Origin of the sequence: Desulfolutivibrio sulfodismutans DSM 3696 (assembly GCF_013376455.1) — a bacterium.
GTDB lineage: Bacteria > Desulfobacterota > Desulfovibrionia > Desulfovibrionales > Desulfovibrionaceae > Desulfolutivibrio > Desulfolutivibrio sulfodismutans.
In genome coordinates, this window is the sequence record NZ_CP045504.1 from 3,925,279 (window position 1) to 3,950,109 (window position 24,831).

The following is a 24,831-nucleotide window of genomic DNA, read 5'->3' on the forward strand; positions in this document are numbered from 1 at the left end:
GGGCGTTTGGGCTGCGGCTGGAGAAGCTTCTTCCCATGACGGTATGGGAGGTGCTTGGGGTTGGAGCGGCATGCAAAAGGAACATGTGCATCCTCTTTGGAAAGTTGCAGCGGGCCAGGGGATGGCTGTCGGCATGGCGTGGTGGCATTCCGTTGGGCCTCCGCGTCGTTCAATCAAATTGTCTGGTTCCGATATGACGTATGTCGCACAGTCGTTCAGTGGTGTTCTTTTGTCGCTGTATCTCGATATGCATTGATGGTTGTATTTCAAACGCAGGGTGACTGGAATTCATGTGGAATAATCGCGCAGTCATTTATGCTGCTGTGTTTGTATAAATTATTGGAAATATTGAAATATGCATGAATTGTAACATTTCTTTAATACTCCGCAAAAAGTGTCGCTTTATCGAGCGTGATGGCGAGAGAAGGCAAGCAATTGTTCTTGGATGCGATGCAAGTGATTTGTGCTGCAAAGAAATTGCTTGCATCGAGGCGCTGTGTTCGATAATTTTTTCTCAGTATATATTGCCGTTCAGAATCGCCGCAGGCTTTCGACAACCCCTTCGTTCCTGCCGGGAGGGGGGTGTCCCCCGGGCCGCCGTTTGTGCCGCCCTGGTCACATTCTCCAAGGAGCCCGCCATGCGTCACGGTGTCGCCGTCTCGCGCCTTTTTGTCGTTCTGCTTGGGCTTATGCTGCCGGTGGCGGCGTTGGCCGCCGACACCTTCCAGTTCAGCCGTTTCGCCCCGCCGGATTCGGCGCAGTTCACGTATGCGAGTTTCAATAATCCCCATAGCGTCGCCGCCGACGCCTCCGGCAACGTCTATGTGGCGGATACCAATAACCACCGCATCCAGAAATTCTCCTCAAGCGGCGCACTCCAAGTCCAATGGGGGAGCCACGGGTCAGCAGACGGTCAGTTCCAGTCTCCATTTGGCATCACCGTCGACGCCTCCGGCAACATCTATGTGGCGGATAGAGACAACCACCGCATCCAAAAATTCTCATCAAGCGGCGCGTTCATTACCAAATGGGGGAGCGAAGGGTCAGCAGACGGGCAGTTCTCTTCTCCACGAGGGGTTGCTGTTGACGCCTCAGGAAACGTCTATGTCGCTGATTTCACCAACCACCGCATCCAAAAATTCTCCTCCGACGGCGTGTTCCAAACCAAATGGGGGAGCCAAGGGTCAGCAGATGGGCAGTTGAACCTCCCACAAGACATCACCGTCGATGCCTCCAGCAACGTCTATGTGGCGGAAGGGAATAATCACCGCATCCAGAAATTCTCCTCAGACGGGGCGTTCATCACCAAATGGGGGAGCCAAGGGTCAGCAGACGGGCAGTTCAGGTATCCAGATGGCATCACCGTCGACGCCTCCGGGAACGTCTATGTGGCGGATACCTCTAACCACCGCACCCAAAAATTCTCCTCAGACGGCGTTTTCCAGGCCAAATGGGGGAGCGAAGGGTCAGCAGACGGACAATTTTCCTATCCAAATGGCATCACTGTCGACGCCTCCGGGAACGTCTATGTGGCGGACAGCCAGAATCACCGCATCCAGAAATTCTCCTCAGACGGGGCGTTCATCACCAACTGGGGGAGCCAAGGGTCAGCAGACGGGCAGTTCCAGTATCCGTATGGCAATGCCGTCGATGCCTCCGGGAACGTCTATGTGGCGGATACCCGTAACTTCCGCATCCAGAAATATTCTTCCGACGGCACGTTCTTGAATAAATGGGGGAGCTACGGATCAGCAGACGGGCAGTTCAAAGATCCATATGGCATCGCCGTGGACGCCTCCGGAAACGTTTATGTCGCGGATACCTATAACCATCGCATTCAGATATTTTCTTCAAGCGGCGCGTTTATTGCCACATGGGGGAGCTACGGGTCAGCAGACGGGCAGTACGCCTATCCACGTGGCATCACCGTCGATACCTCCGGGAACGTCTATGTGGCGGATACCTCTAACAACCGCATCCAGAAATTCTCCTCAGACGGCGTATTCCAATCCAAATGGGGGGTCGGCGGGACAGCAGACGGACAGTTCATCCAGCCATTTGGCATCGCCGTCGACGCCTCCGGAAACGTCTATGTGGCGGATAGAGACAACAACCGCATCCAGAAATTCTCCTCAAGCGGCGTGTTCCAAGCCAAATGGGGAAGCTTCGGATCAACAGACGGGCAGTTCTTCTATCCATTTGGCATCACCGTCGACGCCTCCGGAAACGTCTATGTGGCGGACACCAGTAACCATCGTATCCAGAAATTTTCCTCAAGCGGCGTGTTCCAAGCCAAATGGGGGAGCAACGGGTCAGCAAACGGGCAGTTCAGCTCTCCAGTCGGCATCGCCTTCGACGCCTCCGGCAACGTCTATGTGGCGGAAAGCGCGAACAACCGCATCCAGAAAGGGACTCCAGCGGCCTTGGCGGCAACGCTCGAATCCCCGCCGCCTGCCGCGACGAACCAGACCAGCTATTCCCTGAGCGTGGACGACACGGTCGTCACCCAATACCGCTACCGCCTCAACGGCGGGGCCTGGAGCGCCATCACCCCCGTGGCCACGCCCCTCGCGCTGACCCTGGCCGAGGGGAGCCACACCCTGGAGCTTGTGGGAGGCGACACGTGGGGCAACTGGCAGGCAACGGACTCCCCCACCACCTACACCTGGACCATCGACACCACGGCCCCAGGCGATGGCGAGGGCCAGATCACCGGCCAGCCCGGGGAGAGCACCAACGCCACCGGCACGGACATCACCATCGGCGGCGCGGGGATTACACAGTATCGCTATTCCCTGGACGGCGGCCAGACCTGGAGCGGCCCCTACGGTGTGGGCACGCACCTGACGCTTGCGGGCCTTGGCGAGGGACAGCACGTCCTGTGGATCCAGGTCCAGGACGCGGCCGGGAACTGGCAGACCACCTACACCCCCATCGTCTGGACGGTGGACACCACGCCGCCGGTCATCCACGTGACCGCCGCCCCGCCGACCCCAACCAACCAGACCGCCCTGACCGTCAACCTCGTATCCGGCGAGGACTCGACCCATTACCGCTACGATCTGGACGGATCAGGCTACGGCTCGTCCACTCCGGTAGGCACAGCCATCAACCTGTCAAACCTCACCGACGGAAGCCACACGCTTTCCATCATCGGCCAGGACGCGGCCGGGAACTGGCAGGCCACCGCCTCGGCCACGACCCTGGCCTTCGTGGTGGACACCCAGTCCCCCCTGGCCACGGTGGGCCAGACTCCGGATGATCCGACCTCGGCCACGGCCATCGATATCATCGTCGGCGGCGAGGGCGTGGTCGCCTACCGGTATCGTCTGGACAGCGGCGAATATGGCGCGGAAACCCCTGTGGCCACCCATGTGGTTGAGAGCGGCCTCTCGGACGGGACCCACCACGTGTTCGTCATCGGCCGCGACACCGCCGGGAACTGGCAGTCCGAGTCCGGCCCGACCACCGTTTCCTGGACCGTGGACACCCTTTCGCCCATCGCCACGGTCACCGGCGTGCCGTCTTCTCCCACGAACAACGACGCCGCGACCCTGACCGTGGCCGGGGACGGCGTGACCCACTATAAGTACAGCCTTGACAGCGGCGAGACCTATTCGGCCCAGACCCCCGTGGCCACGCCCATCGTCCTCGAAAACCTGCCCGACGGTGGCCATTCGGTCTGGGTCTTGGGCCGCGACGAGGCCGGCAACTGGCAGCCCGAGTCCATATCGACCAAGGTCTCCTGGGTGGTGGACACCGATTCGCCGCAGGTCATGCTGGGCAACGTGCCCTCCGATCCGACCAACCAGACCTCGGCCGTCGTCAGCATAAGCGGCGAGGGCGTGGTCGCCTACCAGTACCTGTTCGACTCCGGGGGCTACGGGGCGTTCCTGACCGTGGCCGAACATCCGTCCATCAGCCTGGAATTTGCCACGCAGGGCGCGCATTCGCTCTCGGTCAAGGGGCGCGATGCAGCGGGCAACGTGCAGGAGACGCCGACCACCGCCACCTGGACCGTGGACCTGCAATCGCCCGTGGCCGTGCTGACCGGCGCGCCGGAAGGCACGGTGGCCACGCGGGACGTGTCGGTCACGGTGGGCGGTGAGGGCGTGACACAGTACAAGTTCCGCTTCGACGCCGAGGCCTGGAGCGCCGAGGCGGTTCCCGTGGCCACGCCGATCACCCGGACGGGCCTTGCGGAAGGCAGCCATACCCTGGAGGTCGTGGGCAGGGATGCGGCCGGGAACTGGCAGGCCGAATCCTCGGCCGCCACCGCCTCCTGGACCATCGACGTCACGGCCCCCACGGCGGAACTGACCGGGGTCCCCGTGGGCGAGGTCAACACCACCGCCGCCGTCGTCACCGTGGGCGGCCAGGGCGTGACGCAGTACCGCTACAGGCTGGATGCCGGGGCATGGAGCGCGGCGCGGCCCGTGGCGCAGCAGATCCTCCTGAGCGATCTGGCCGAGGGCGCGCACACCCTGTACGTGGTCGTGGCCGACGCCTTGGGCAACTGGCAGTCCACGGATGCGGCGACCAGCGCCAGTTGGACCGTGGACCTGACCGCCCCGGGCGATCCGGTCATCCCGCCCGGGCAAAACCCTGGCACGCAGACCACCCGCCGGCCGACCCTGCGCTGGACGGCCGTAGCCGGGGCCACGCAATACCTGATCGAGGTCAGCGACTCCGCCGACTTCTCGTCGCCGCTGGTGCACCGGACCGTGTCCGGAACCTCCTATACCCTGGCCGACATCGAGGCCCTGGCGCGCACAGGCATCTGGTACTGGCGGGTGCGCGCCCTGGACGCGGCCGGGAACCAGGGGGCATGGGTTACGGGCTCGTTCGAATACAAGGCTGCGGCGGCCGGGGGGATGATCCTGCTGTTGTTTCAGGAATAACGGTGGTGCAGCCTTTGACCTTTGAAACGGAGGTGCGGCCCTTCACCAACCGGTGCATGCTGTAGGATGCCGTGCGCTGGATGGGGCTGACGTATGCGGCCATGGGGCGTGTCGCCGGGATCACCGGCCTTGCCGTGGGGAATATGGCCGCCTTCCTGTTTCCCGATCAGCCCCCCCCGTCTTCAGGGGACCCCTCCCGGTAGACCTCCACCCGGTTGCGGCCCAGGGATTTGGCCCGATACATGGCCATGTCCGCATGTTTGGACAGGTCCATGGCGGCATCCCCGTGCTCCGGGAAGACCGCGACGCCGACGCTGCATGAGATCTGGCGGCGGCCGCCCGGCAGGTCGAAGGGCCGTTCGATCTCCCGGCGAATCTCCTCGGCCACCTGCGCGGCGTCCGTGGCCGAGCGCACCGGCGCAAGCAGGATCACGAATTCGTCCCCGCCGATGCGGCCGACCGTGTCCGCCTCCCGCAACCGCTGGCGCATGCGCCGGGCCGTCTCCTTGAGCAGCAGATCCCCCTCGGCATGGCCGAAGGTGTCGTTGACGGGCTTGAAATCGTCCAGATCCAGAAAGAGCAGGGCCACCCGGGTGGCGGCGCGTCTGGCCAGGAGCAGGGCCTGTTCCAGGCGGTCGGCAAAAAGCGCCCGGTTGGGCAGGCCGGTCAGGGTGTCGTGCTGGGCCATGAAGTGGATGCGCTCCTGGTCCTTCTTGCGCTCGGTGATGTCGAAGGCCGTGCCGATGCTGGCCGGATGTCCCTGGAAGGTGATGCTGCCCGCCGACATGTCCACCCAGCGCGTCTCGCCGTTTTTGGTCAAAAGCTTGACCTCGTAGCGGTCGGGAACGTCCTCGCCGCGCTGTCTGGCCAGGGCGCGGTTCATGACCGCCACCCGATGGTCGGGGTGGACGATGTCCATCTGGGTCATGGCCAGGATTTCGTCCCGGGAATAGCCGGTGATGGCGGTCATGGCCGGATTGGCCATGAGAAACCGGCCGTCCCGGTAGACGAAGATGGCGGCGGCGGCCATTTCGGCCAGGGTCCGGAACTGTTCCTCGCTCTCGGCCAGGGCGGCCTTGGCCCGGGCGGCCTCGGCCAGGGTGCGCTCCAGGCGGCGGCGGGTGCGCAGGAGATGGCCCACGGCCACACCGAGCAAGACCACGGCGGCCAGAACCAGATAGGGGGACAGGGCCGTCAGCAGGCCCGGAAGATCGAGGCGGGGAAGAGGGGAGAGGTCGCTCGCCAGATCGCGATCAAGCATGTCGGGGTTCCGTTTGGAGGGTCAGGGGGGCGGGCGGCGGGGAAGGAGGCTCATTCTCCCTGCGATCACAACCAGTGACCACCCCATAGCCCATGATCCTTATTTGCAAAAGAGGGAAATGCCGCTGCCGCGCGCCTTGCCGTTTTCCGGGAAACGGGCTAGAAAATGGGACGGACCCACTTTTTTCGGCAAGGAGGACAGTCATGGAGTTTCGGGGAGCCTTTACCGCCTTGGTGACGCCTTTTTCCGGCGGCGAAGTCGATGAGGACCGCTACCGCGCCCTTATCGAATGGCAGATCGAGCAAGGAATTCACGGACTTGTACCTTGCGGAACCACGGGCGAGTCCGCCACCCTGTCCCATGCCGAGCATAAACGGGTCATCCGCATCTGTGTCGAGCAGGTCAAAGGCCGCATCCCGGTTCTGGCCGGGGCTGGCTCCAACAACACCCGGGAGGCCGTGGACCTGACCCGGGAGGCCAAGGATGCCGGGGCCGACGGCGCGCTGCTCATCACCCCCTATTACAACAAGCCCACCCAGCACGGGCTGGTGGAGCATTTCGCGGCCATCGCCGCCGAGGTGGCGTTGCCCTTTGTGGTCTACAACGTTCCCAGCCGGACCTCGGTCAACGTGCTGCCCGAGACCCTGGTGAAGATTAAAAAGCGCGTGCCCCAGGTGGTCGGCGTCAAGGAGGCCACGGGCAACCTGACCCAGATCTCGGACATCATCGAATACTGCGGCCCGGATTTCGCCGTGCTCTCGGGAGATGACTTCACGGTCCTGCCCACCCTGGCCGTGGGCGGCATGGGGGTCATTTCCGTGGTCTCCAACATCGTGCCCGGGATGATGGCCGGGATGTGCAACGCCTTTTTCGCAGGCGACCTGCCCAAGGCCAGGGAGCTGCATTATCGTATGGCCCCCCTGTGCCGGGGCATGTTCCTGGAGACCAACCCCGTCCCGGCCAAGACGGCCCTGGGCTGGATGGGCAGGCTGGGCTTTGAGACGCGGCTGCCCATGGTGGAGATGCTTCCGGCTAACCAGGACAAGCTGCGGGCCATCCTGGCCGCCGCCGGGCTCGTCTAGGCGGCGCGGCCGAACACGACACCCCAGGGGGATCCTCTTCGGGGGATCCCCTTTTTCATGCGCCATGCTCACACCAAAAAAATCATTTCCGGATTTATCCCCCGACCTAGCCGCCGCGCCTCTGGCGACCCTCGACCGGGCCAGCGTCAGCCTCGGCGGCCGCCGCATCCTCGACGCCGTGTCCTTTCGCCTGTTTCCCGGGCAGGCCTGGGCCGTTCTCGGCCGAAACGGCGCGGGCAAGACCACCTTTTTGCGGCTGGTGCGCGGCGACATCCCCCCGGACCAGGACGGCGCGGGCCGCCGCCGCTATGTGGCCGACGGCCGCGATCAATCCACCGCGCTTGGCCTGCGCCAACGCTTCGGATCGGTCAGCCGCCCGGACTGGGACTTCTGGCGCGGGCACGAGGGGACGGTCACGGTTTTCGACGCCGTGTGCGCCGGATTTTTCGACTCCCGCCTGCTGCACCAGCCGCCGACGCCGCACGAACGCCTCCGGGCCAGGGAGGTGATCGGACAGGTGGGGCTGGCGGGACTGGAAGAGGCCCCCATGGCCGCCCTGTCCGAGGGGCGGCTTCGGGCGGCGCTGGTGGCCCGGGCCCTGGCCCCGTGGCCCCTGCTGCTGATCCTGGACGAGGTTTTGGACGGCCTGGACGCGGACAACCGGGCCCGGGTGCTGGGTGCCATGGCCGTGGCCGCCGCCTCGGGGACGGCCCTTTTGGCCACGGCCCACCGGCCCGAGGATGTTCCGCCCGGCGTGACCAGGGCCGTGGTTCTTGAGCAGGGGCGCATTGTGGCCTGCGGCCTGCTGTCGGACATGCCCTTTTCCGGGACGGCGGATGACGGGTCGCAGGCCGAGGCCGCGTCCGCCGCGTCCGCCGCGTCTGCCGGGCCAGCTGGGCCAGCCCGGGCCGATGCGGCACCGCCGCTTTTCGAGATCGAAAACGCCGACGTTTTTCTGGCCGGGAGGCGGGTGCTCACGGGACTGACCTGGCGGGTCATGCCCGGGGAGGGCTGGGCCGTACTCGGCCCAAACGGCGCGGGAAAGACCACGCTTTTGCGCCTGATCCTGGGCGAGATCCATCCGGCCGAAGGGGGCGCCATCCGCCGTCCGGGACTGGTGGAGCTGGCGGGGACCGACCTGCGCGACATCAAGGCCCGGGTGGGGTTCGTGTCCGCCGACCTGGAATCGGCCTATCCGCCGCACACGACGGTCTGTGACGTGGCGGCCAGCGGCTTTTTCGCCGGGGTGGGGCTTTTTTTCACGCCGTCCCAGGCCCAGGCGCAGGCCGTCCGGACCACCCTGGCCGGGTTCGGCCTGGCCGATCTGGCCGCGCGCCCCCTGGCCAGCCTGTCCACGGGGCAGCGGCGGCTGGCGTTTCTGGCCCGGGCCGTGGTCCACTCCCCGCAGCTTTTAATCCTGGACGAGCCGTTTTCCAGCCTGGACGCCGCCGCCCGGGACACGGCCGCCTGCGCCGTGCAGGGGATCATGGCCCGGGGCGCGGCCGTGATCCTGGTCACCCACCGGGCGCGGGACATCCTGCCCGGCATCGGCCGGGTGCTGCGCCTGGAGCGGGGACGGGCCAGCATCGCGGCCGCGCCGAGGGTCGAAGCACAGGGATCGAACAGGCTATAGATGGGTAGAGGCAGAATGGAATTTAGCCGGGAGAACCATTTTCCAGGCTTTTTAGGTCAAAGTACATGGGGATATAGGTTGAGGTTCGCGGTCTGCACGGCAAAATCCCAAATCCGTTCTTCTCATAGAAAGGTCTGACGTCAACCTTGTTTTTCTTGTCGCGCCGCGCATCGACGGTGACGAACCGGCACCCTGTCCTGTTGCTCGTGATAAAGAGCAGTTTTATCATGTACAAAAAAAAGGCTGCCGAGCTTATTCCCCTGAAGATCGATCCGGATGCCGAACCGTCCGATCTTGACGGCCGGATAGGAACGGTAAGGATATTCGCTGCAAACGCCAGGGAGGTTGCCGTCGCTTTCCACAACGATGGCATCGTTTTGCAACGTGGCGAACCCAAGCGGCTCGCTGTCAGGAATGTTATCTGCGGCTGTCTGAAGCTTGTACCTGATGGCGATTTTGTCGCGGAAATGGCGAGCCGCATCGTGGCGGATGAACTCTTCAAGGTCGCGATCCGTGTCGGTATCCGCAAGACAGGAAAACCCCGTGAAGATCGAAAAATTTTGAACCGGGCTTATCCTGAAATCGCCGAACGCAAGATTATTCCGCTGCACGACGCTTTGCGGCGGCCTGTACGGCGTCGTGCATTTTTGCGGTGTCGAAGACGGGCGGGGTGTAGGGTTTCGGGTTTTGCGCGCCTTTTATGAAGGTGGCGGCATCCTTCCTCTTCAACACCGGCGTCGCTTCAATGGGTCTTGCCATGACGCCGCCTCCAATCGGGTTATGTGGTATCAGAAGGCGTAAGAATGACCGCCCTCAGGCTGTTAGCTAAACAGCACTTCCGGCAGCGTCAAGGGGAAAAGCGTGAGGACATAAGCTTTCCCGCCCATGGGGCCGCTCACCCGCCGCCCCCGGCCGGGTGCGTTTTTTGCTTTTCGCCCGGGCCAAAGCCGGATATGCACACCACAAAAAACGGGAACCGGAGACGGCAGGGCGGTTGTCGCGCCCCGGCGTCCCACGTCCCGCGGCGCATTCCATGAAGATCCTGGGCATCGATTTCGGGCTGGCCCGCGTGGGACTGGCCGTCACCGACCCGGACGGGCGTCTGGCCTTTCCGCGCGGGGTCGTCGTGCGCACCACCCGTGCGGCTTTGTTTGAGGCGCTTTCGGCCGTCATGGCGGCCGAGGGCGTGGAGCAGATCGTCATCGGCAGGCCCGAGCCCATGGATGGCGTGCCCGGCCGGGAGGCCGAGACCGTGCGCCAGATCGAAAACTTCGCCAAAAGTCTGGCCCGGCGCACCCCCCTGCCCATCGCCTTTGTGGACGAGACCCTGTCCTCGGCTCAGGCCCAAGAGGACTTGCGCGCCGCCGGACTTTCGGGCAGGCGCCTGCGGGAGGCCCTGGACGCCCAGGCGGCGGTTCGCATCGTCAACACGTATCTGGCGGCCCATCGGCCGTGAAGCGGTGACCCATGCGCTACGTGATCCTGACCGTGTTGTTGGCCGTCCTGGCGGCGGCCGGAGCGGCCGGCTACCATGCCTGGACCTTTCTGACCGTGCCGCCCGAGGATCCGGGACGCGAGGTGGTGTTCGCCATCGAGCCGGGGCAGCGTTTCGGCGATGTGGCGGACAGGCTGGCGGAGCAGGGGGTCATTTCCGACGCCCTGTTTTTTCGGCTCTATGCCAAATACACGGACCTGGGCGGCAAGGTGAAGGCCGGAGAGTTCGCCCTGTCCACGGGCTGGACCCCGGGCCGCGTCCTGGAGGAACTGACCACCTCGGCGGGCATCCAGCGCAAGCTGGCCGTGGCCGAGGGCCTGACCATGCGCCAGATCGCCAGGGTGGTGGAGGACGCGGGCTTCGGCACGGCCGAGAGTTTCCTGCGGGCCGCCAAGGACAAGGAGCTTCTCAAAAAATACGACATCCCGGCGGACACGGCCGAGGGGTTTTTATTCCCCGAGACGTACCTGTTCACCCGCCGCCCGGACACGGATGCGGCCTATGTGGTGGAGGCCATGCTCAAGGAATTCCGGCGGCAGATGTATGTTGTCTGGCCGGGCAAGCCCCTGGAAGGCGAGGATCTGTACCGGGTTGTGACCCTGGCCTCCATCGTGGAGGAGGAGACGGGCGCACCCGCCGAGCGGGCCCGGGTGGCCGGGGTGTTTCTTAACCGGCTGGCCAAGAACATGCTGCTCCAGACCGATCCCACGGTGATCTACGGCCTGGGCGAGGCCTTCGACGGCAACCTGCGCCGGGCCCACCTGGACGATCCCAAAAATCCCTACAACACCTACCAGCGTCCCGGCCTGCCCCCGGGCCCCATCTGTTCCCCGGGGCTGGCCTCGCTTTTGGCCGTGACCGCGCCGGAGATCCACGACTTTTATTATTTCGTGGCCACGGGCGACGGCGTTCATCAGTTCAGCAAAAACCTCAACGACCACATCAACGCCGTCAACCGCTACCAGAAAACCCGTAAGGCCAATCCATAAGGGGCAACTGCGCGGCATGGCGGATGTGCCACGCCCGTCAGGGTCGGATCTGGCCCCCGAAGTCCAGGCGTCCGTGACGCGGGGGGCTGGCATGGGCGGCTGTTGCGGTGTACGCCCCCGACCCGTCGAAAGGCGGGGCCTTCAGGGCGCGGTTTGGGGCTGGTCCTGCTTGCGGCGGGCTTTGATGGCCTGCATGAACGCCGCGAAATGATGGCGAAAGTTCGTGTAGAGGGGGTCGTCGCGGTCCTCCAGCAGTATCCCGCCCAGGAGTTTCACCCCAAGGAGCAGGCGAAGGTTGTTTGGATCGTCCGCGCCCGCCTTTTCGGCCAGAAGCATGATGTCGTCGTGGCTGTGCATGGGAAATACAAGCCGCCGTCCGGCCTCGCCTGCCTCGTCCACGGTGACGGTGTAGCTGTGTTTGGTCATGTCGCACTCCTTTGTTGAAGCCTCGTGAGGCCTCACTCCGGTTTTTCGTGGCGGCGTCGTCCGGGGCCGCCGTTGCGTCCGTGTCTGCCGCCGTGCCGTTTATCAAATCCGCGCCTGCTGCCATGCGGCCCTGTCTCCATATCCTGCAGAGGGGCGATGAGCTTGTTCAGCAAGTTCCACAGCTGCTGCCGCTCCTTGGGGTTCAGCACGCCGAAGAGGGTCGCGGCGCTCTCGCGCATGGCATCGTCTGGCCCATCGCCCGGCGGCTGTTCCCCGGGTTCGGCGCTTCCCGCCAGAGGCGAGATGACGAAGCCGCGCCGGTCCTCGGGGTTGCGTTTACGCACGATGCGCCCGGCCTTTTCCAATTTGGTGAGCAGTTCGCTCAGGGAGGCGGAACGCACGTCCAGTATCGCCAGGAGTTCTGCCTGGCTGATGCCGCCACGATGCCGCACGATGGACAGGACATGCTCCTGGGCGTGCCCCGCGTGGTCGCGGCTGTAGTGGGCCCGGGCCATGAGCCGTGAGGCCCGTCGAAAGAGCATGGCCAGGTCCAGGCATTCAATGGGGGGCAGGCTGTCGTGTGGTTCGTTCATGCTTGATTTTTCCCGTCAGGGATGCTTCGTGCGGCCATGCGCCTGCCTTTGCCGCAAGACAGGGCGTCAATCGGGCAGTGCTTGTCGCACAGGGGGCAGTTCTCCACGCCCGTCGCCGCCGTGGCGAGGGGGTTGATGTTCAGTGCGTCTTTGGTTGTCTCCGTACCCGGTCCCGCCTCCGCGTCCTTTCTGCGATGGTGGAGCGGCCCGCCAAGGACGCGGCCGTGCGAGCGCCGCCCGCCGCGCCTTTCCAATTCGCCGTGGCCGTGACCACCGCGAGATCTGTGTGTTCTGTGTCCGAACATGAATGTCTCCATGGTTTGGTGTTATTTGGTTAGGTACCTTCGTTGTTTTCAAGAGGTAAGACTCTGGAGGGTGGATGTCAAGATGAAAAGGTACCTTCGTTTATCGGGGGTGAAAAAGATTTCTCTCGAACTGAGTGTGGAGGTGTGCGGCGAGATTTTGGCGTCCATTCGAAATCCCGTGCGGTACGGGGCCAATCCGAAGGCATGGGGGGCGGCGTCGTCTGGGGCTGCGGGGCAGGGCGCGAGGGGACGTCCGGGTCTGGGCGCTGCCGGAAGATGGCCAGCCCCTGGCTGGAAGCGTCGGCAGGCTCTGCGGGGCAGCCGCCAAGCACGCCGTCGCTTTTCCCGGAACGCCGTTTTGAATCAAAAAAAAGCCCGACGGATTGACCGTCGGGCCGAAAGGGCATCTGTCGCGCCCTTGCTGTGCAGGGGCGTCGGGGTGCGTCATCCCCTGGCGGGGCGGGTTGCCCGGGGGCTATTTCCCGCATTTGTGCTTGTAGTTCTCGCCTTCCTTGATGAAGATGATGCTCTCGGCGATGTTGGCCGACTGGTCGCAGATGCGTTTCAGGCTATGGGCGATGAAGGAATACTGCACGGCCCGCTCCACGGTGCGCGACTCGCGGATCATGTAGTCCGTGGTGTCCTTGAAGATGCGCACGTTTAAGTTCATGGCGTCGATGTTGCGGTCGAAAATTTCCTTGGCCAACTCGGCGTCGAGCTCCATGAACGACGTGATGGTCTTGCGCACCAGGTCGAGCGCCATCTCGGACAACTGGCGCAGGGCCGGGTTGATCTCCATGCGCTGGCGTTCGTGCAGGATGAGCACCCGCTCGGCGATGTTGGCTCCCTCGTCGCCCAGGCGCTCAATGTTGACGATCATGCGCATGCAGCCCACGATGAAGCGCAGATCCTTGGCCACGGGCTGGTGCAGGGCCAGGATGCGCAGGCTCTCGGAGTCGATGAGGCATTCCAGGGCGTTGATGTGGCGGTCGTCGTCGATGACCTGCCGGGCCAGGTCGGCGTTGTTGTCGAAAACGGCCTGGGTGGCCTTGTGCACGGCTTCGGAGGCCATGTGCAGCATCTTTAAGATGTTGACCCGCAGGGTCGTCAGCTCTTGTTGCAGCGCGGTTTCCACGAGATTCTCCTTGCGGTTTGGGCCTTTCGTTTACGTGACGGTGTCCCGGTCGCGCATGCCGATGAGATAGAGGATGCTGTCCAGTCCCAGGGTGGAGATGGCCTGCTTCGCCCCCTGCTTGACCACGGGCTTGGCGTGGAAGGCGATGCCCAGGCCGGCCAGGTTGAGCATGGGCAGGTCGTTGGCCCCGTCGCCCACGGCGATGACCTGTTGCAGGCTTAACCCTTCGCGGGCCGCGATGTCTTTTAAAATTTCCGCCTTCTTGGCGGCGTCCACGATATCGCCTACCACGTTTCCGGTGAGACGGCCGTTTTCGATCTCAAGTTCGTTGGCGAAAAGGAAATCGATGCCCAGGCGGTCCTGCAGGCGGCGGCCGAAATAGGTGAAGCCGCCGGAGATGATGGCGATCTTGTAGCCGAAGCGCTTGAGGTTGTTGATAAGCCGTTCGGCCCCCTCGGTCATGGGGATGCGCTCGGCCACGGCCGAAAGGGTGTCGGCGGGCAGGCCGCGCAAAAGCGCCAGCCGTTTGCGCAGGCTTTGCTTGAAATCGATCTCCCCGCGCATGGCCGACTCGGTGATGGCAACCACCTCGCGGCCCACCCCGGCCTCCTTGGCCAGTTCGTCGATGACCTCGGCGGCGATCAGGGTGGAGTCCATGTCGAAGGCCACCAGGCGGCGGTTGCGGCGGAAGGCCCCGTCCTCCTGGAAGGCGATATCCACGCCGAGTTCGGCGGCGATGGCCAGGAACTGGCCTTTGATGCGGGCCGGGTCGGCCAGGGCGCCGCGTACGGAAAACTCCACGCAGGCCTGGCGCAGGGGGGCTTCGTCGTTTAAGGAGGCGCGGCCCGAAAGCCGGGTGATGACGTCGATGTTCAAGTCGTTTTCAGCGATGACCCGGCTTATGCTCGCCACCTGTTCGGCGGTGATGGTCCGGGCCAGAAGGGTCACGATATGCCGGTCCTTGCCCTGGGCGTCGACCCATTTGTCGTACCGCTGCGGAGGGATGGGCGTGAACGTCAGGTTGACGCCGAGTTCGTGGGCGGTGAAAAGAAGGTCTTTGATGATGGGCGCGGATTCGGATTCCCGGGGAATGCGGATGAGGATGCCAAGCGACAGGGTGTCGTGGATGACGGCCTGTCCGATATCCAGGATGTCCACCCGGGTCTGGGCCAGTTGGCCGGTGAGGGTGGCGGTGAGTCCGGGCTTGTCGTCGCCGGTGATGCGGATCAGGATGATCTGCTGCATGGGTCGGGGTTATACAGACCCCGCGCCGGGCGCGCAAGCCGGTTGGCGGCCGTGCCGCCGCGCGTACGCAAAACGGGGGGATCATGAGTGAGTTGTGGCTTATCCGGCACGGACAAAGCATCTCCAACGCCGGACTGCCCACCGGGCATCCCAGCCGGTCGGCCTTGACCGACCTTGGCCATCAACAGGCCGTATACGTGGCCAAGGCCCTGAAAGCGGCCCCGGATCGCCTGATCGTCTCGCCCTACTTTCGGGCCATGGACACGGCCAAGCCCCTCCGGGACCGTTTTCCGGACATGCCTGTCACCGTCGCGGCCGTCCAGGAGTTCACGTACCTGGACCTGGAAAGCTACCAGGGCGCCACCCGGGAGATGCGCCGTCCCCAGATCCAGGACTACTGGGCGCGGTGCGACCCGCTCCACCGCCAGGGCGAGGGGGCCGAGACCTTTGCCGAACTGGTGCTGCGGGTGGAGGATTTTTTTTGCCGGTATGTGGAGGGGCCGGACGTGCCGCCGGGACTGACCGTGGTTTGCACCCACGGCCAATTCATCCGGGCGGCGTATTTGCGGTTTTTCGGCGGGATCGGGGGGGAGTTCGCCGCCGACCCCCGGGCCATGGCCCGGTTCCGGGGGTTCCGTGAGGCCTTCGCGGTGCCAAACGGCGCCATTGCCCGGCTGTCTGTGGGGCCGCAGCCGCGCCTGGGGGCTTTCGACGTCTCCCATCTGCCGCCGCGGATGGTGACGTATTGAGCCGCGCCGCGCCTGAAATACGAAGTCGTTCATATTTGTCGGATGACGCCCCAAGACGTGTTGAATTGCGCGAGCCAGTGGCGTAGGAGGGTTTCGTGGGTCTTTGCACATGGCGCGTCCGGTGCGTTTGGGGGCAATACGACATTTGACGGTCACGGAGGCCATCATCCATGAGAGCGGCGTATCTTCCCGGGCTTGCCCTGGCTTTCGTCCTGGCCGCCAGCGCCCTGGGCGCGGATCGGGCCAGGGCCGAGGGCAATCGGGACGGGGCCTACTGGAACCGGCTGGACAATGCGGAAAAGACCGATCTGGTCATCGGCGTCCTGGAGGGGCTCAATTTAAGCGAGAGCATCCTGCACATCATCCTGCAAAACGAATACACCATGTGCAGCGACATCCTGACCAGCATCGCCCGCCAGACCGACGTCTTTTTCGAAGGCCTCACCGTGGGGCGCATCGTCGAGGGCTTAAACGCCCTGTACGTCGATGGAAAAAATCGCTCCATCCCCATTTCCTGGGGGGTGTGGGTGGTGGCCCGCCAGGACAAAAACGACCGCACCGTGGGCAAGTTCATCCAGGAGTTGCGCACCCTGTACCGGTGAGAAATCCGGTTTTTCAGCGGTATTCGGCTTGCTTTTTTTCATGCCCCGTTTCAGTATGCGCCCGGCCGACGCCGGGGAGACCGCTTCACTGGGGTAACCGACTGGAAGTGTTGATAAAATATGGAAAATTTTATCGCCGCATACTCCTCCAGACGGCTGGAGGCGGTCAAAAAAGCCCTTGCGGCCAACAACTTTGACGTGCATGTGGCGGCAGACGCTGCTGCGGCGGCGGAATTGGTCCTGACGCGGCTTGTCCCCGAGACCGGGGCCAAAAGCTTTTCCTTCGGCGGATCGGGCACGGTGGCCGCCCTGGGCTTGGTGGCGGCGCTTTTGGACAATCCCGAATACACCGTCCTCAATACCACGGACAAGGGCCTGGCCCCGGCGGACATGTACGAACTGCGGCGAAAGGCCCTTTTGGTGGACTGTTTTCTGACCGGCTCCAACGCCGTCACCGAGACCGGGCAACTGGTCAATCTGGACATGATCGGCAACCGGGTGGGAGCCATGCATTTTGGCCCCAGGCACGTCATCGTTTTGGTCGGCCGCAACAAGATCGTCCCCGGGATCACGGAGGGCATGCGCCGGATCAAGCAGTTCGCCGCACCGGCCAACGCCATGCGCCTGGACAAAAAGACGCCTTGCGCCAAGACCTCGTTTTGCCAGGACTGTAAAAGCCCGGAGCGCATTTGCAACGTGTGGACCATCACCGAGAAATCCTTTCCGGCAGGACGGGTGAAGGTCGTCCTGATCGATCAGGATTTAGGCATTTAACACCCCCGTGCGGGGGAGCAGAACGTCCGGGCCACGGTTCGCAGACGGCCGACAAGGGGGGACACATGGACTGGAAGCTGATTCCACGCGATGCGGAATATTTTGCAGGAGACGCCGATGAAGAATACTTTATCTGTTCCCGGGGACTGGTCATTGAGGGCCGTTTCCTGGAAGGCGGCGATCCGAATCTGGAGAAGGCCATCTGGCCCACGGTGCAGGGAAACCGGGCCTACATCCGCATCCGGCGCAAGGGGCTGGACAAAAAATTTCAGTTGACACGCATCCTGGCCGATCTGTTCCCCGAGGTCTGCCTGACCGAGGTGGTCATCGAGACCCGCAAGGGGCCGTGGTCCCTGTCGGGCGAAACGGGCAAGCGGGCGCGGGCCGAGGCCGCAGGCGGCAAAGAGAAATCCAAGGCCCGGCCTGTCAAGGCCGCAGGCAAGGCCGACGGGGCGGGACGCGGGGAGAAGGTGGCCAAGGCCGCCACGCCGGAACAGGCGGAGCACGGCGAAAGGGCGGAACCGCAGGACGAGGATTTGCCCGGTCTCGACCCCCTATTCGACATCCAGGAAGATGACGACGACGACCTTATCGCCGAGAGCCGTGAACTGCGCGCCTGCAAGGTGTGCAACCTGAAAAAGCGGGTCCAGGAATTCAGCCCCCGCGACGACATGTGCATGGATTGTTACATGGGACGCGACGAGCTGCTCAAGGAGATCATGGCCAAGAAACGGCGCAAGGCCAAGGTGTTCCAGCCGCGCATCGTTGAAGAGGGCGACGAGCCGGGCATGGCCGACGGCGTGGATGGCCTGGAGCGCATCGAATACGGGATTTCCGTCTCCGAATAGGCCGTTCTTTTTTTCCGGGGCCGCCGCCCTGTCGTGTCTCAGGCGGCCCCGGGACTTTTTGGTGCGAGTATTGCATACGCTCGTGGCATCCCTTGGACCAGGAAAAGGAGACGGCCATGGCGCAATCCGCCGAAAACGTGCAGCCCACGGGCATCGCCGGGGAGATGTTCGCCCTGTCTTTGGACGAAGCCTGCCTGTATTATAAAAATTACCTCAATAATTTTCAGGTCGATCTCCCCCTGGCCGTCAATTTCATCAGCCGTGTTTCGGGGGAGCCTGGGGCCTCACGGTCGCCGGTCGTCCGTCCGATTCTGGAGCAGGCCGTCAAATCGGCGGTGAACCTGGCCCCGCTGGATCCCGATGTCTTGCAGATCGGCCTCAATTCCGGCCTGGCCCCCGGCGCCGAGGTGGTCCTCAAGATCATCCAGGCCACCCATGTGGAACACGAGACGTTCAAGGAGATGCGCAAGGCCCCGTTCAAGCAGTTCCACGCCGATCTCCGCCGGGCCTGCATCGCCGTTTTGGGCAAGCATCCCATGGCCGTCCGCTTCGCGGACATGCTGCTGAGCCTTGATCTCTTTGCCGGGACGCCGCCCTGCGAGCCTCTGTCCCGGTTCAACTGCCCCAAGGCCCTGCGCCTGATATGGGACAAGCGCCTTTTCGACCACTTCGCCACCCTCGGCCACGATGAGGCCGCCTGGCCGTTGTGGGAGAGGCTCAAATCCCAGATCAACGAACCCATCGCCCTGGCCCGGGCCGCCGAGATGCACCGCCGGGCCGGGCAGACGGAGGCGGCCGTGGCCTTGTACGAGCGGGCCTTCGACCTGGACCCCTGGCAGCGTCCCTATGCCCTGCGCGCCAAGGCCCTGCGCCACCCCTTCGTCCTCGACGCCGGACTTTTGACCGCAAAAAACGTCTGCGTCTATCTTTACAGCTACAACAAGGCCACCATCCTGGGCGAGACCCTGGAAAGCCTGGCGGCCACCGATATCGGCCCGGCCCGCATCAAGGTCTTGCTCAACGGCTGCACCGACGACAGCGCCGCCGTGGTGGCCAAGGCCAGGGGGCTTTTCCCGAACAACGACTTCGAGATCATCGAACTGCCGGTGAACATCGGCGCGCCCGCCGCCCGCAACTGGCTCCTGAGCCAGCCGACCACCCGGGAGTGCGACTATGTGGCCTTTCTCGACGACGACATCTACCTGCAACCGGATTGGTTGAGCCATATGCTCACCGTGGCCGAGAGCGACCCCAAAATCGGCAACGTGGGGTGCAAGGTGGTCTTCCCGGGGACGTATCAACTGTTGCAATACCTGTATCGACACGTCTCCTTTTGCACGGAGGAGGCCATCCGGGCCAGCATCCCCGTGCCCTACATGCAGTATGACATCGGACTGTACGACGTGATCCGGGAAACCCGGGTGGTCATGGGCTGCCAGCATCTTCTTCGGGTGGCCTCCCTGGCCGACGCCCCCTGGTTCGACATTCGCTACAGCCCATCCCAGATCGACGACACGGACCATGATCTGCAACTGTGCCTGGCCGGTTGGAAGGTGATGTACTGCGGTACGGTGACCTGCGTGCATCGACAGAACTCCGGAACCTCCCTGCGCAGCAAGTTGGATATCCCCGCCCAGGGCAGCATCATGGGCAACGATGTGAAATTCCACTATAAGTGGCTGGAGCGGATGGACGAAATGCGCCGCCTGGATTCCCTCAGCTTGAACACCTAAGTCCCTCCCGCGTCAGGCGTTCGGTCGGCCCCGGCCGCTTTGCCCCTGTTTGCGCCGCCACCTGCCGGTGCGGCCGGACGGGGGTTTTTTGTTTGGCGGCAGGCGGGGATTCCGGTACGATCATCCACGACCGTGTTCATGATGGTCGCCCGGCCATGTGCGATGCGTTCGGACATGTCCCGGCCAAACGGGGGGAGGCCCGTGCGGCAGGGGGGGCCGGGGAGGCGACAGGTGCGGGGGGCAACGATGGCGAGTCGGGAGGAGGGGACGACCGGACGATTGTCCGGTCGGACTGGCGTATTTGCGCGATTTCGATGGGAAGCGGACATGACGTTGCCCATTGTGGCCACGCTGGGGATCGTGCTTGGCTGGTATCTGGTGCTCAATTACGAGGCTGCGCTTCGTGCGGGCACATCCGTGGCGTTTTGCAAAACGCAGCTTGAACTCGCCCGCAGTCTGGGCAGAAGCGCCGAGAACTTCATACGGGCCAGGCACGGCGAGTTGCCGCCGCCGGTCATCGAATCCGAGATACGTGAGCGTATCCTGGCCCCCGTGAGCCTTTTGGGCGGCGGGGCCTGGATGTTTTCCCCGGGACAGGCCGACTGCGGCCGTGATCCCGGTCTCCCCTGGTGTGGGGCGGCGCTTGACGCGCCCGCCGGGGAGAACGGGCACGATCAGCCGTCGGGCATGGAGCGGCTGGTGGCCGAGGCTTCGTCCGGGCGCGAGGGGGCGGGACGTTTCGTCGCCAAGGCCGGGAACCGGCAGGAGATCATCGCCTGGGCCCCGGTGCGGGCGCCGGACATGAACTTCGTGGTGGGGGTGACCTCCTCGTTTACGGACGTCCTGGCCGTCACCGGGGTGGTGCGCCAGTCGCGCAACGCCCTGTTCATGATGGGACTGATGACCCTGGGGGGGCTTGGGCTGGTCATTTTGTCCACCGGCAACATCGTGCGCAGGCGTCGGGCCGAGATCGAACTGGAGCAGGCCAACGCGGAGCTTGAGGCCCGCGTGGCCAGCCGTACCGAGGAGCTGGCGGCCAAGACCAAGGCCCTCATGGAATCGCGGCTGCGGGAACGCTTAAGCGAAAAAGAGGCGGAAATCGCCTTTCAAGCCGGGCTGGTGGAATCGGCTGGAACCTATCTGCACACCACCGGCAACGCCCTGACCTCCCTGGAAGGGCTTTTTCTCAAGATGCGCCGCACCCTGGAGGCGGCGGCCCGCACCGGGGAGGCCTTCGCCGCCGCCCGGCAGGCGGCGGAAACCGCCCTGGAGCGCACTCACGGCCCGGTGGTGGAGGACATCGCCGCGTTGGAGGCGGCCCTTCTGGGGCGCGCGGTGCCCCGGCTTTTGGAGATTTTGGCCGAAATGGGCGAGGTCAAGGCCCGGATGATCGCCGAGCTTGAGGGACGGCGGACCCTGTTCGACGCCCGCAAAAGCCGGGGACGCCTGACCCAGGCCGTGGACATGGGTCGGGCGCTGGCGGAAGCCGTCGAACAGGCCCGGCCGGAATGCGCGGCCCGGGGGCTGTCCGTGTCCATCCGGGACGCTTCCGGGGTTGTGGCCCAGGCGGACAGGCGCAAGGTCAGCCACGGGCTTTTGCGGTGTCTGGCCATGGTCCGCGATGCGGCAAAGGAAGGGCGCGCCGGGGAGATCGCCTGCCAAGCCGAACGCGGCGGCGACGGCCGGGTGCGGGTGGTCATGCGGGCCCGGGGGGCGGCTTTCGTGGGGGCCGATCCTGTCCGGGACGATCCAGAACTTTTGGCCTTCATCAACTATTTAAACGAAAATCACGGCGTTTTCGGCATTGTGCGCGACAGCGAAGGGTTTTGCACGGAAGTGGAGCTCGGAGACTTGCCCGTCCCGGATTGAGCGGGGGCGTGTCGTGGCGTCTTGACACTCCCTGTCGTTTGTCTCCATATCCGGCATGGAGTCGTTTTGGGGAACATGGTTCCGCTACGGCGAAGGACGAATTCAAGGATATGGTCAAAGTCAGATTTTCCGATCTGTCCCCGGGCATGGAACTGGCCGAGGACGCCATGACCCCGAGCGGGCGGTTTCTCATGCCCCGGGGCACGCGGCTTGAGCGATCCCATCTGACCACCCTGGCCGGATGGGGGATCGCCGAACTGGACGTGGTCGGCGCGTCTTCCCCTCCGGCGGGGGAAACGGGCGCCGCCGCAACAGGGCAGCCGCCTGCGGCCGAGCGGCCGAAACCCGCCGATTTTCTCGAACAGGCCATGGAGGCGGTCAAGGGCCGGTTCGTGTTCGTGGATCTGCGCGAGGAGGTCGCGGCCACGGTCTTCCGCTTAAGCGTGGCCAGGACCGCCAAACGGCTGGCCCGGGCCGCCCTGGAAGAGGCCGACAAGCCCGCCCCGGCGCCAAAGCCCCAGTCCCCGTCCGGGGCGCGGCCCGCGCCCGTGGCGGCGGCCGGGCCCATCCCCTCTCCCGAGGACTTGCTGCGCGAGGATCCGCAACTGGTGTCGCTGCCCGAGGTGTTCACGCGCATCAACGAGGTGTTGCGCAACCCGCGCAGCAGCGTGGATGAAGCGGCGCGCATCATCGGCACGGACGCCAGCCTTTCGGCCACGCTGCTCAAGCTGGTCAACAGCGCCTTTTACAGCCGGGCCTCCCGGGCCGTGGAAAGACGGTTCCCGGCCAAGGTGGACAGCCTGACCCGGGCGGTGATGATCGTGGGCGGCAAGCAGCTGGCCACCCTGGCCCTGGGGGTTTCCGTGCTGCCCATTTTCCGGGACATCCCCCCGGAATACATCAACATGAAGGCCTTTTGGAAACACAGCATCGGCTGTGGAATGATCGCCCGGGCCCTGGCCGAACACTCCGGGGTATGCGGCGGGGAAAGTTCGTTTGTGGCCGGGCTGTTGCACGATATCGGGCGGCTGGTTCTATACAAGCATCTGCCCGGGCCGTCGGGCCTGGCCCTGCGCCGCTCCCGGGAGGAATTTTGCACCCTGACCATGCTCGAAAAGGAGCTTTTCTCCTTCGATCACGGCTATCTGGGCGGCCTTTTGCTGCGCAAATGGCAGTATCCGGCGGCCCTGGAAAAGATGGTGCGCTACCACCACGACCTGACGGAACCGCTTTTTATCGAGGAACCGGCGGTGATTCATGTGGCGGATTTTCTGTGCAACGCGCTGGAGATCGGAACCAGCGGCGAATGGCGCGTTCCAGCCCTTTTGCCCGAGGCTGCGGAGGCCCTGTCCCTGTCTTCGGCCGATCTCAAGGGGCTGGTCGGCGGCGTTGAGGAGAGCATCGAAGAGGTCTTTACCAGCTTTTTCCCCGGCGACGAAGCAGCCTGAAGATCGGCCGGGAGGGGAGAAGCGTTCCCGCGCAAGTGCTGCACAAACGCCAACCAAGGCGGATAGATGGCCGAAAAAATCCTGGTGATCGAGGACGACGCGGCGTTTCGCGAGATGCTCGTCGAGGCCCTGACCTCCAAAGGCTTTGAACCCCAGAGCGTTGGCTCGGTGGAGGAGGGCCTGCGCAGGCTGGGGGAGACGCCGTTCGAATTGGTCTTGACCGACGTCATGCTCCCGGGGAAAAGCGGCATCGAGGCCATAAGCCTCATCCGGGACATGGCGCCGACCACCGACGTCATCGTCATGACCGGCTATTCCACCCGGGAAAAGGCCCTGGAGGCCGTGCGGCGCGGAGCCTACGACTTTTTTTCCAAGCCGTTCAGCCTGACGGAGCTTGAGATCGTCATCCGCCGGGCCCTGGAACGCCGGGGACTGCGGGCGGAGCTGGCCTCCCTGCGCACCAGCCTGCGCGAGGCCCGGGGCGGCCCGACAATCGTGGGCCAAAGCGAAGGGATGCGTCGGGTGGTGGAGCTGATCCACCGGGTGGCGGGACTGGACACCACGGTCCTGGTCACGGGCGAATCGGGAACGGGCAAGGAGGTGGTCTCCGACGCCGTCCATGCCCTGTCCAAGCGGGCGACGGGACCGTTTATCAAGGTCAACTGCGCGGCCATCCCGGAAAACCTGCTGGAAAGCGAGCTTTTCGGGCACGAAAAGGGGGCCTTCACCGGGGCCCTGGCCCTGAAAAAGGGTAAGTTCGAGCTGGCCCAGGGCGGCACCCTGATGCTTGACGAACTGGGGGACATGCCCCTTTTTCTGCAACCCAAGCTCTTGCGGGCCGTGGAGCAGCGGCAGATCGAGCGGGTGGGCGGGGCCAGGCCCATCGACATCGACATCCGCATCATCGCCGCCACCAACCAGGATCTCCCCCAACTGGTGGAGGAAAAGAAGTTTCGCGCCGACCTCTATTACCGCTTAAGCGTGGCCGTCATCCGTATTCCCCCCCTGCGTGAGCGCAAGGAGGATCTGCCCCTTCTGGTCGAGTTTTTTTTGTCCCGCATCAACGTCAAGCTGGGCATGAACCTGCGGGGGATCACCCGGGAGGCCATGGGTCTTTTGTACGCCCACGACTGGCCGGGCAACGTCCGGCAGTTGGCCAACGTGCTGGAGCGGGCGGCCATCATGAGTACGGGCGAGGTGCTGGAGGCCGACCACTTTCGCGACGCCTTCCAGGTCCGGGCCCATGCGGCAGGCCAGGAAAAAGGCCATTCCCCCGGGGCGGCGGCGGACGGCGGGGAGCATGTGGCCTCCCTGCGCCAGACCCTGGAGGACGTGGAACGCAGCATGATCGAGACCGCCCTGGCCAAAAAGGACGGGGTGCAGAAGGAGGCGGCGGCGCTTCTGGGGATCAGCCCCAAGAACCTATGGAACAAGATCCAAAAACACGGCATCGATCCGGCCCGGTTTTCCGGCCAGGTGGCCTGACCCGGCGCCTGCCCGTTTCACTTTTTTAAACACATTCTCGTTCATCCCGTAAAACACTCCACGTTTCTTATCCCGGCGGACCCGGGGCGCGGGCGCGGACCATGCCGTCCGGATGGTCCGGGTCGGCCTGTGGCGCGCCCTGACGGGAGGTTTTGGCGTGAAGCGGGTCTTGGGCACGCCTTTTGCTTCGTCTCAGTCGCCGAGGCAGGCCAGCCGTGTGGCGGGCCGTGGCCCGGAGGTGGCGGGCTTTTCCGGCGA

At 64.3% G+C, this 24,831-nt stretch carries 20 protein-coding genes; 13 read left to right on the plus strand and 7 right to left on the minus strand.

All coding sequences use genetic code 11. The features are described from left to right. Positions 1 to 638 precede the first annotated feature (638 nt). Positions 639 to 4,901, plus strand: coding sequence for an SMP-30/gluconolactonase/LRE family protein (locus GD606_RS17930; protein ID WP_163303378.1), 4,263 nt, complete (start codon positions 639 to 641; stop codon positions 4,899 to 4,901). A gap of 166 nt (positions 4,902 to 5,067) precedes the next feature. Here GD606_RS17930 and GD606_RS17935 read toward each other — a convergent pair whose 3' ends face one another. Continuing rightward, positions 5,068 to 6,162: a diguanylate cyclase domain-containing protein gene (locus GD606_RS17935; RefSeq protein ID WP_163303379.1), complete on the minus strand. Its 1,095-nt coding sequence runs from the start codon at positions 6,160 to 6,162 to the stop codon at positions 5,068 to 5,070. 203 nt (positions 6,163 to 6,365) lie between these two features. Between GD606_RS17935 and dapA the strand changes: the two genes are divergently transcribed. Together dapA and GD606_RS17945 are read left to right on the plus strand one after the other, a co-directional pair. Further along, on the plus strand, positions 6,366 to 7,244 hold the full coding sequence (dapA, locus tag GD606_RS17940; protein WP_163303490.1) for a 4-hydroxy-tetrahydrodipicolinate synthase: 879 nt from the start codon (positions 6,366 to 6,368) through the stop codon (positions 7,242 to 7,244). Between the two features lie 64 nt (positions 7,245 to 7,308). After that, entirely contained in the window at positions 7,309 to 8,877 is a 1,569-nt protein-coding gene (locus GD606_RS17945) for an ATP-binding cassette domain-containing protein (protein WP_163303489.1), read from the plus strand. Between the two features lie 140 nt (positions 8,878 to 9,017). Here GD606_RS17945 and GD606_RS17950 read toward each other — a convergent pair whose 3' ends face one another. Next, positions 9,018 to 9,488 (minus strand): hypothetical protein, encoded by a 471-nt coding sequence (locus GD606_RS17950; RefSeq protein WP_163303488.1) that lies wholly within the window; start codon positions 9,486 to 9,488, stop codon positions 9,018 to 9,020. After that, complete coding sequence (locus GD606_RS17955) at positions 9,475 to 9,636, minus strand: hypothetical protein (protein WP_163303487.1); 162 nt, start codon at positions 9,634 to 9,636, stop codon at positions 9,475 to 9,477. The genes GD606_RS17950 and GD606_RS17955 overlap by 14 nt, the downstream gene beginning before the upstream one ends. Before the next feature lie 274 nt (positions 9,637 to 9,910). On the opposite strand from GD606_RS17955, the gene ruvX reads away from it, so the two are divergent. Both ruvX and mltG read left to right on the plus strand, forming a co-directional pair. Next, positions 9,911 to 10,333 (plus strand): Holliday junction resolvase RuvX, encoded by a 423-nt coding sequence (ruvX, locus tag GD606_RS17960; RefSeq protein WP_163303486.1) that lies wholly within the window; start codon positions 9,911 to 9,913, stop codon positions 10,331 to 10,333. A gap of 11 nt (positions 10,334 to 10,344) precedes the next feature. Beyond that, positions 10,345 to 11,361 (plus strand): endolytic transglycosylase MltG, encoded by a 1,017-nt coding sequence (mltG, locus tag GD606_RS17965; protein ID WP_163303485.1) that lies wholly within the window; start codon positions 10,345 to 10,347, stop codon positions 11,359 to 11,361. Positions 11,362 to 11,502: 141 nt separating this feature from the next. Here the strand turns inward: mltG and GD606_RS17970 are convergent, their stop codons facing one another. From GD606_RS17970 to serB, 4 genes are all read right to left on the minus strand, one after another. Continuing rightward, entirely contained in the window at positions 11,503 to 11,787 is a 285-nt protein-coding gene (locus GD606_RS17970; protein WP_163303484.1) for a DUF3861 family protein, read from the minus strand. 32 nt (positions 11,788 to 11,819) lie between these two features. Further along, entirely contained in the window at positions 11,820 to 12,380 is a 561-nt protein-coding gene (locus GD606_RS17975; protein WP_163303483.1) for a MarR family winged helix-turn-helix transcriptional regulator, read from the minus strand. Positions 12,381 to 13,160: 780 nt separating this feature from the next. Next, positions 13,161 to 13,820: a phosphate signaling complex protein PhoU gene (gene phoU / locus GD606_RS17980; RefSeq protein WP_163303482.1), complete on the minus strand. Its 660-nt coding sequence runs from the start codon at positions 13,818 to 13,820 to the stop codon at positions 13,161 to 13,163. Positions 13,821 to 13,850: 30 nt separating this feature from the next. Further along, positions 13,851 to 15,065 (minus strand): phosphoserine phosphatase SerB, encoded by a 1,215-nt coding sequence (gene serB / locus GD606_RS17985; protein WP_163303481.1) that lies wholly within the window; start codon positions 15,063 to 15,065, stop codon positions 13,851 to 13,853. An 83-nt stretch (positions 15,066 to 15,148) separates the two neighbouring features. On the opposite strand from serB, the gene GD606_RS17990 reads away from it, so the two are divergent. From GD606_RS17990 to GD606_RS18025, 8 genes are all read left to right on the plus strand, one after another. Continuing rightward, on the plus strand, positions 15,149 to 15,814 hold the full coding sequence (locus GD606_RS17990; protein WP_163303480.1) for a histidine phosphatase family protein: 666 nt from the start codon (positions 15,149 to 15,151) through the stop codon (positions 15,812 to 15,814). 170 nt (positions 15,815 to 15,984) lie between these two features. Further along, positions 15,985 to 16,416 carry a hypothetical protein gene (locus GD606_RS17995; RefSeq protein ID WP_163303479.1) on the plus strand — a complete coding sequence of 144 codons (432 nt, stop codon included), beginning with the start codon at positions 15,985 to 15,987 and terminating at the stop codon, positions 16,414 to 16,416. Positions 16,417 to 16,536: 120 nt separating this feature from the next. After that, positions 16,537 to 17,190: a lactate utilization protein gene (locus GD606_RS18000; protein ID WP_163303478.1), complete on the plus strand. Its 654-nt coding sequence runs from the start codon at positions 16,537 to 16,539 to the stop codon at positions 17,188 to 17,190. A gap of 65 nt (positions 17,191 to 17,255) precedes the next feature. Further along, positions 17,256 to 18,038, plus strand: coding sequence for a hypothetical protein (locus tag GD606_RS18005; protein ID WP_163303477.1), 783 nt, complete (start codon positions 17,256 to 17,258; stop codon positions 18,036 to 18,038). A 116-nt stretch (positions 18,039 to 18,154) separates the two neighbouring features. Next, the gene (locus tag GD606_RS18010; RefSeq protein ID WP_163303476.1) at positions 18,155 to 19,771 is read left to right on the plus strand and encodes a glycosyltransferase; all 1,617 of its coding nucleotides are present in this window, start codon (positions 18,155 to 18,157) and stop codon (positions 19,769 to 19,771) included. A 327-nt stretch (positions 19,772 to 20,098) separates the two neighbouring features. Then, on the plus strand, positions 20,099 to 21,640 hold the full coding sequence (locus GD606_RS18015; protein ID WP_163301763.1) for a coiled-coil domain-containing protein: 1,542 nt from the start codon (positions 20,099 to 20,101) through the stop codon (positions 21,638 to 21,640). A gap of 110 nt (positions 21,641 to 21,750) precedes the next feature. Further along, on the plus strand, positions 21,751 to 23,088 hold the full coding sequence (locus GD606_RS18020; protein WP_163301764.1) for an HDOD domain-containing protein: 1,338 nt from the start codon (positions 21,751 to 21,753) through the stop codon (positions 23,086 to 23,088). 66 nt (positions 23,089 to 23,154) lie between these two features. Continuing rightward, a complete protein-coding gene (locus GD606_RS18025; RefSeq protein WP_163301765.1) occupies positions 23,155 to 24,573 on the plus strand; it encodes a sigma-54-dependent transcriptional regulator in 1,419 nt (472 codons plus the stop codon). Positions 24,574 to 24,831 lie beyond the last annotated feature (258 nt).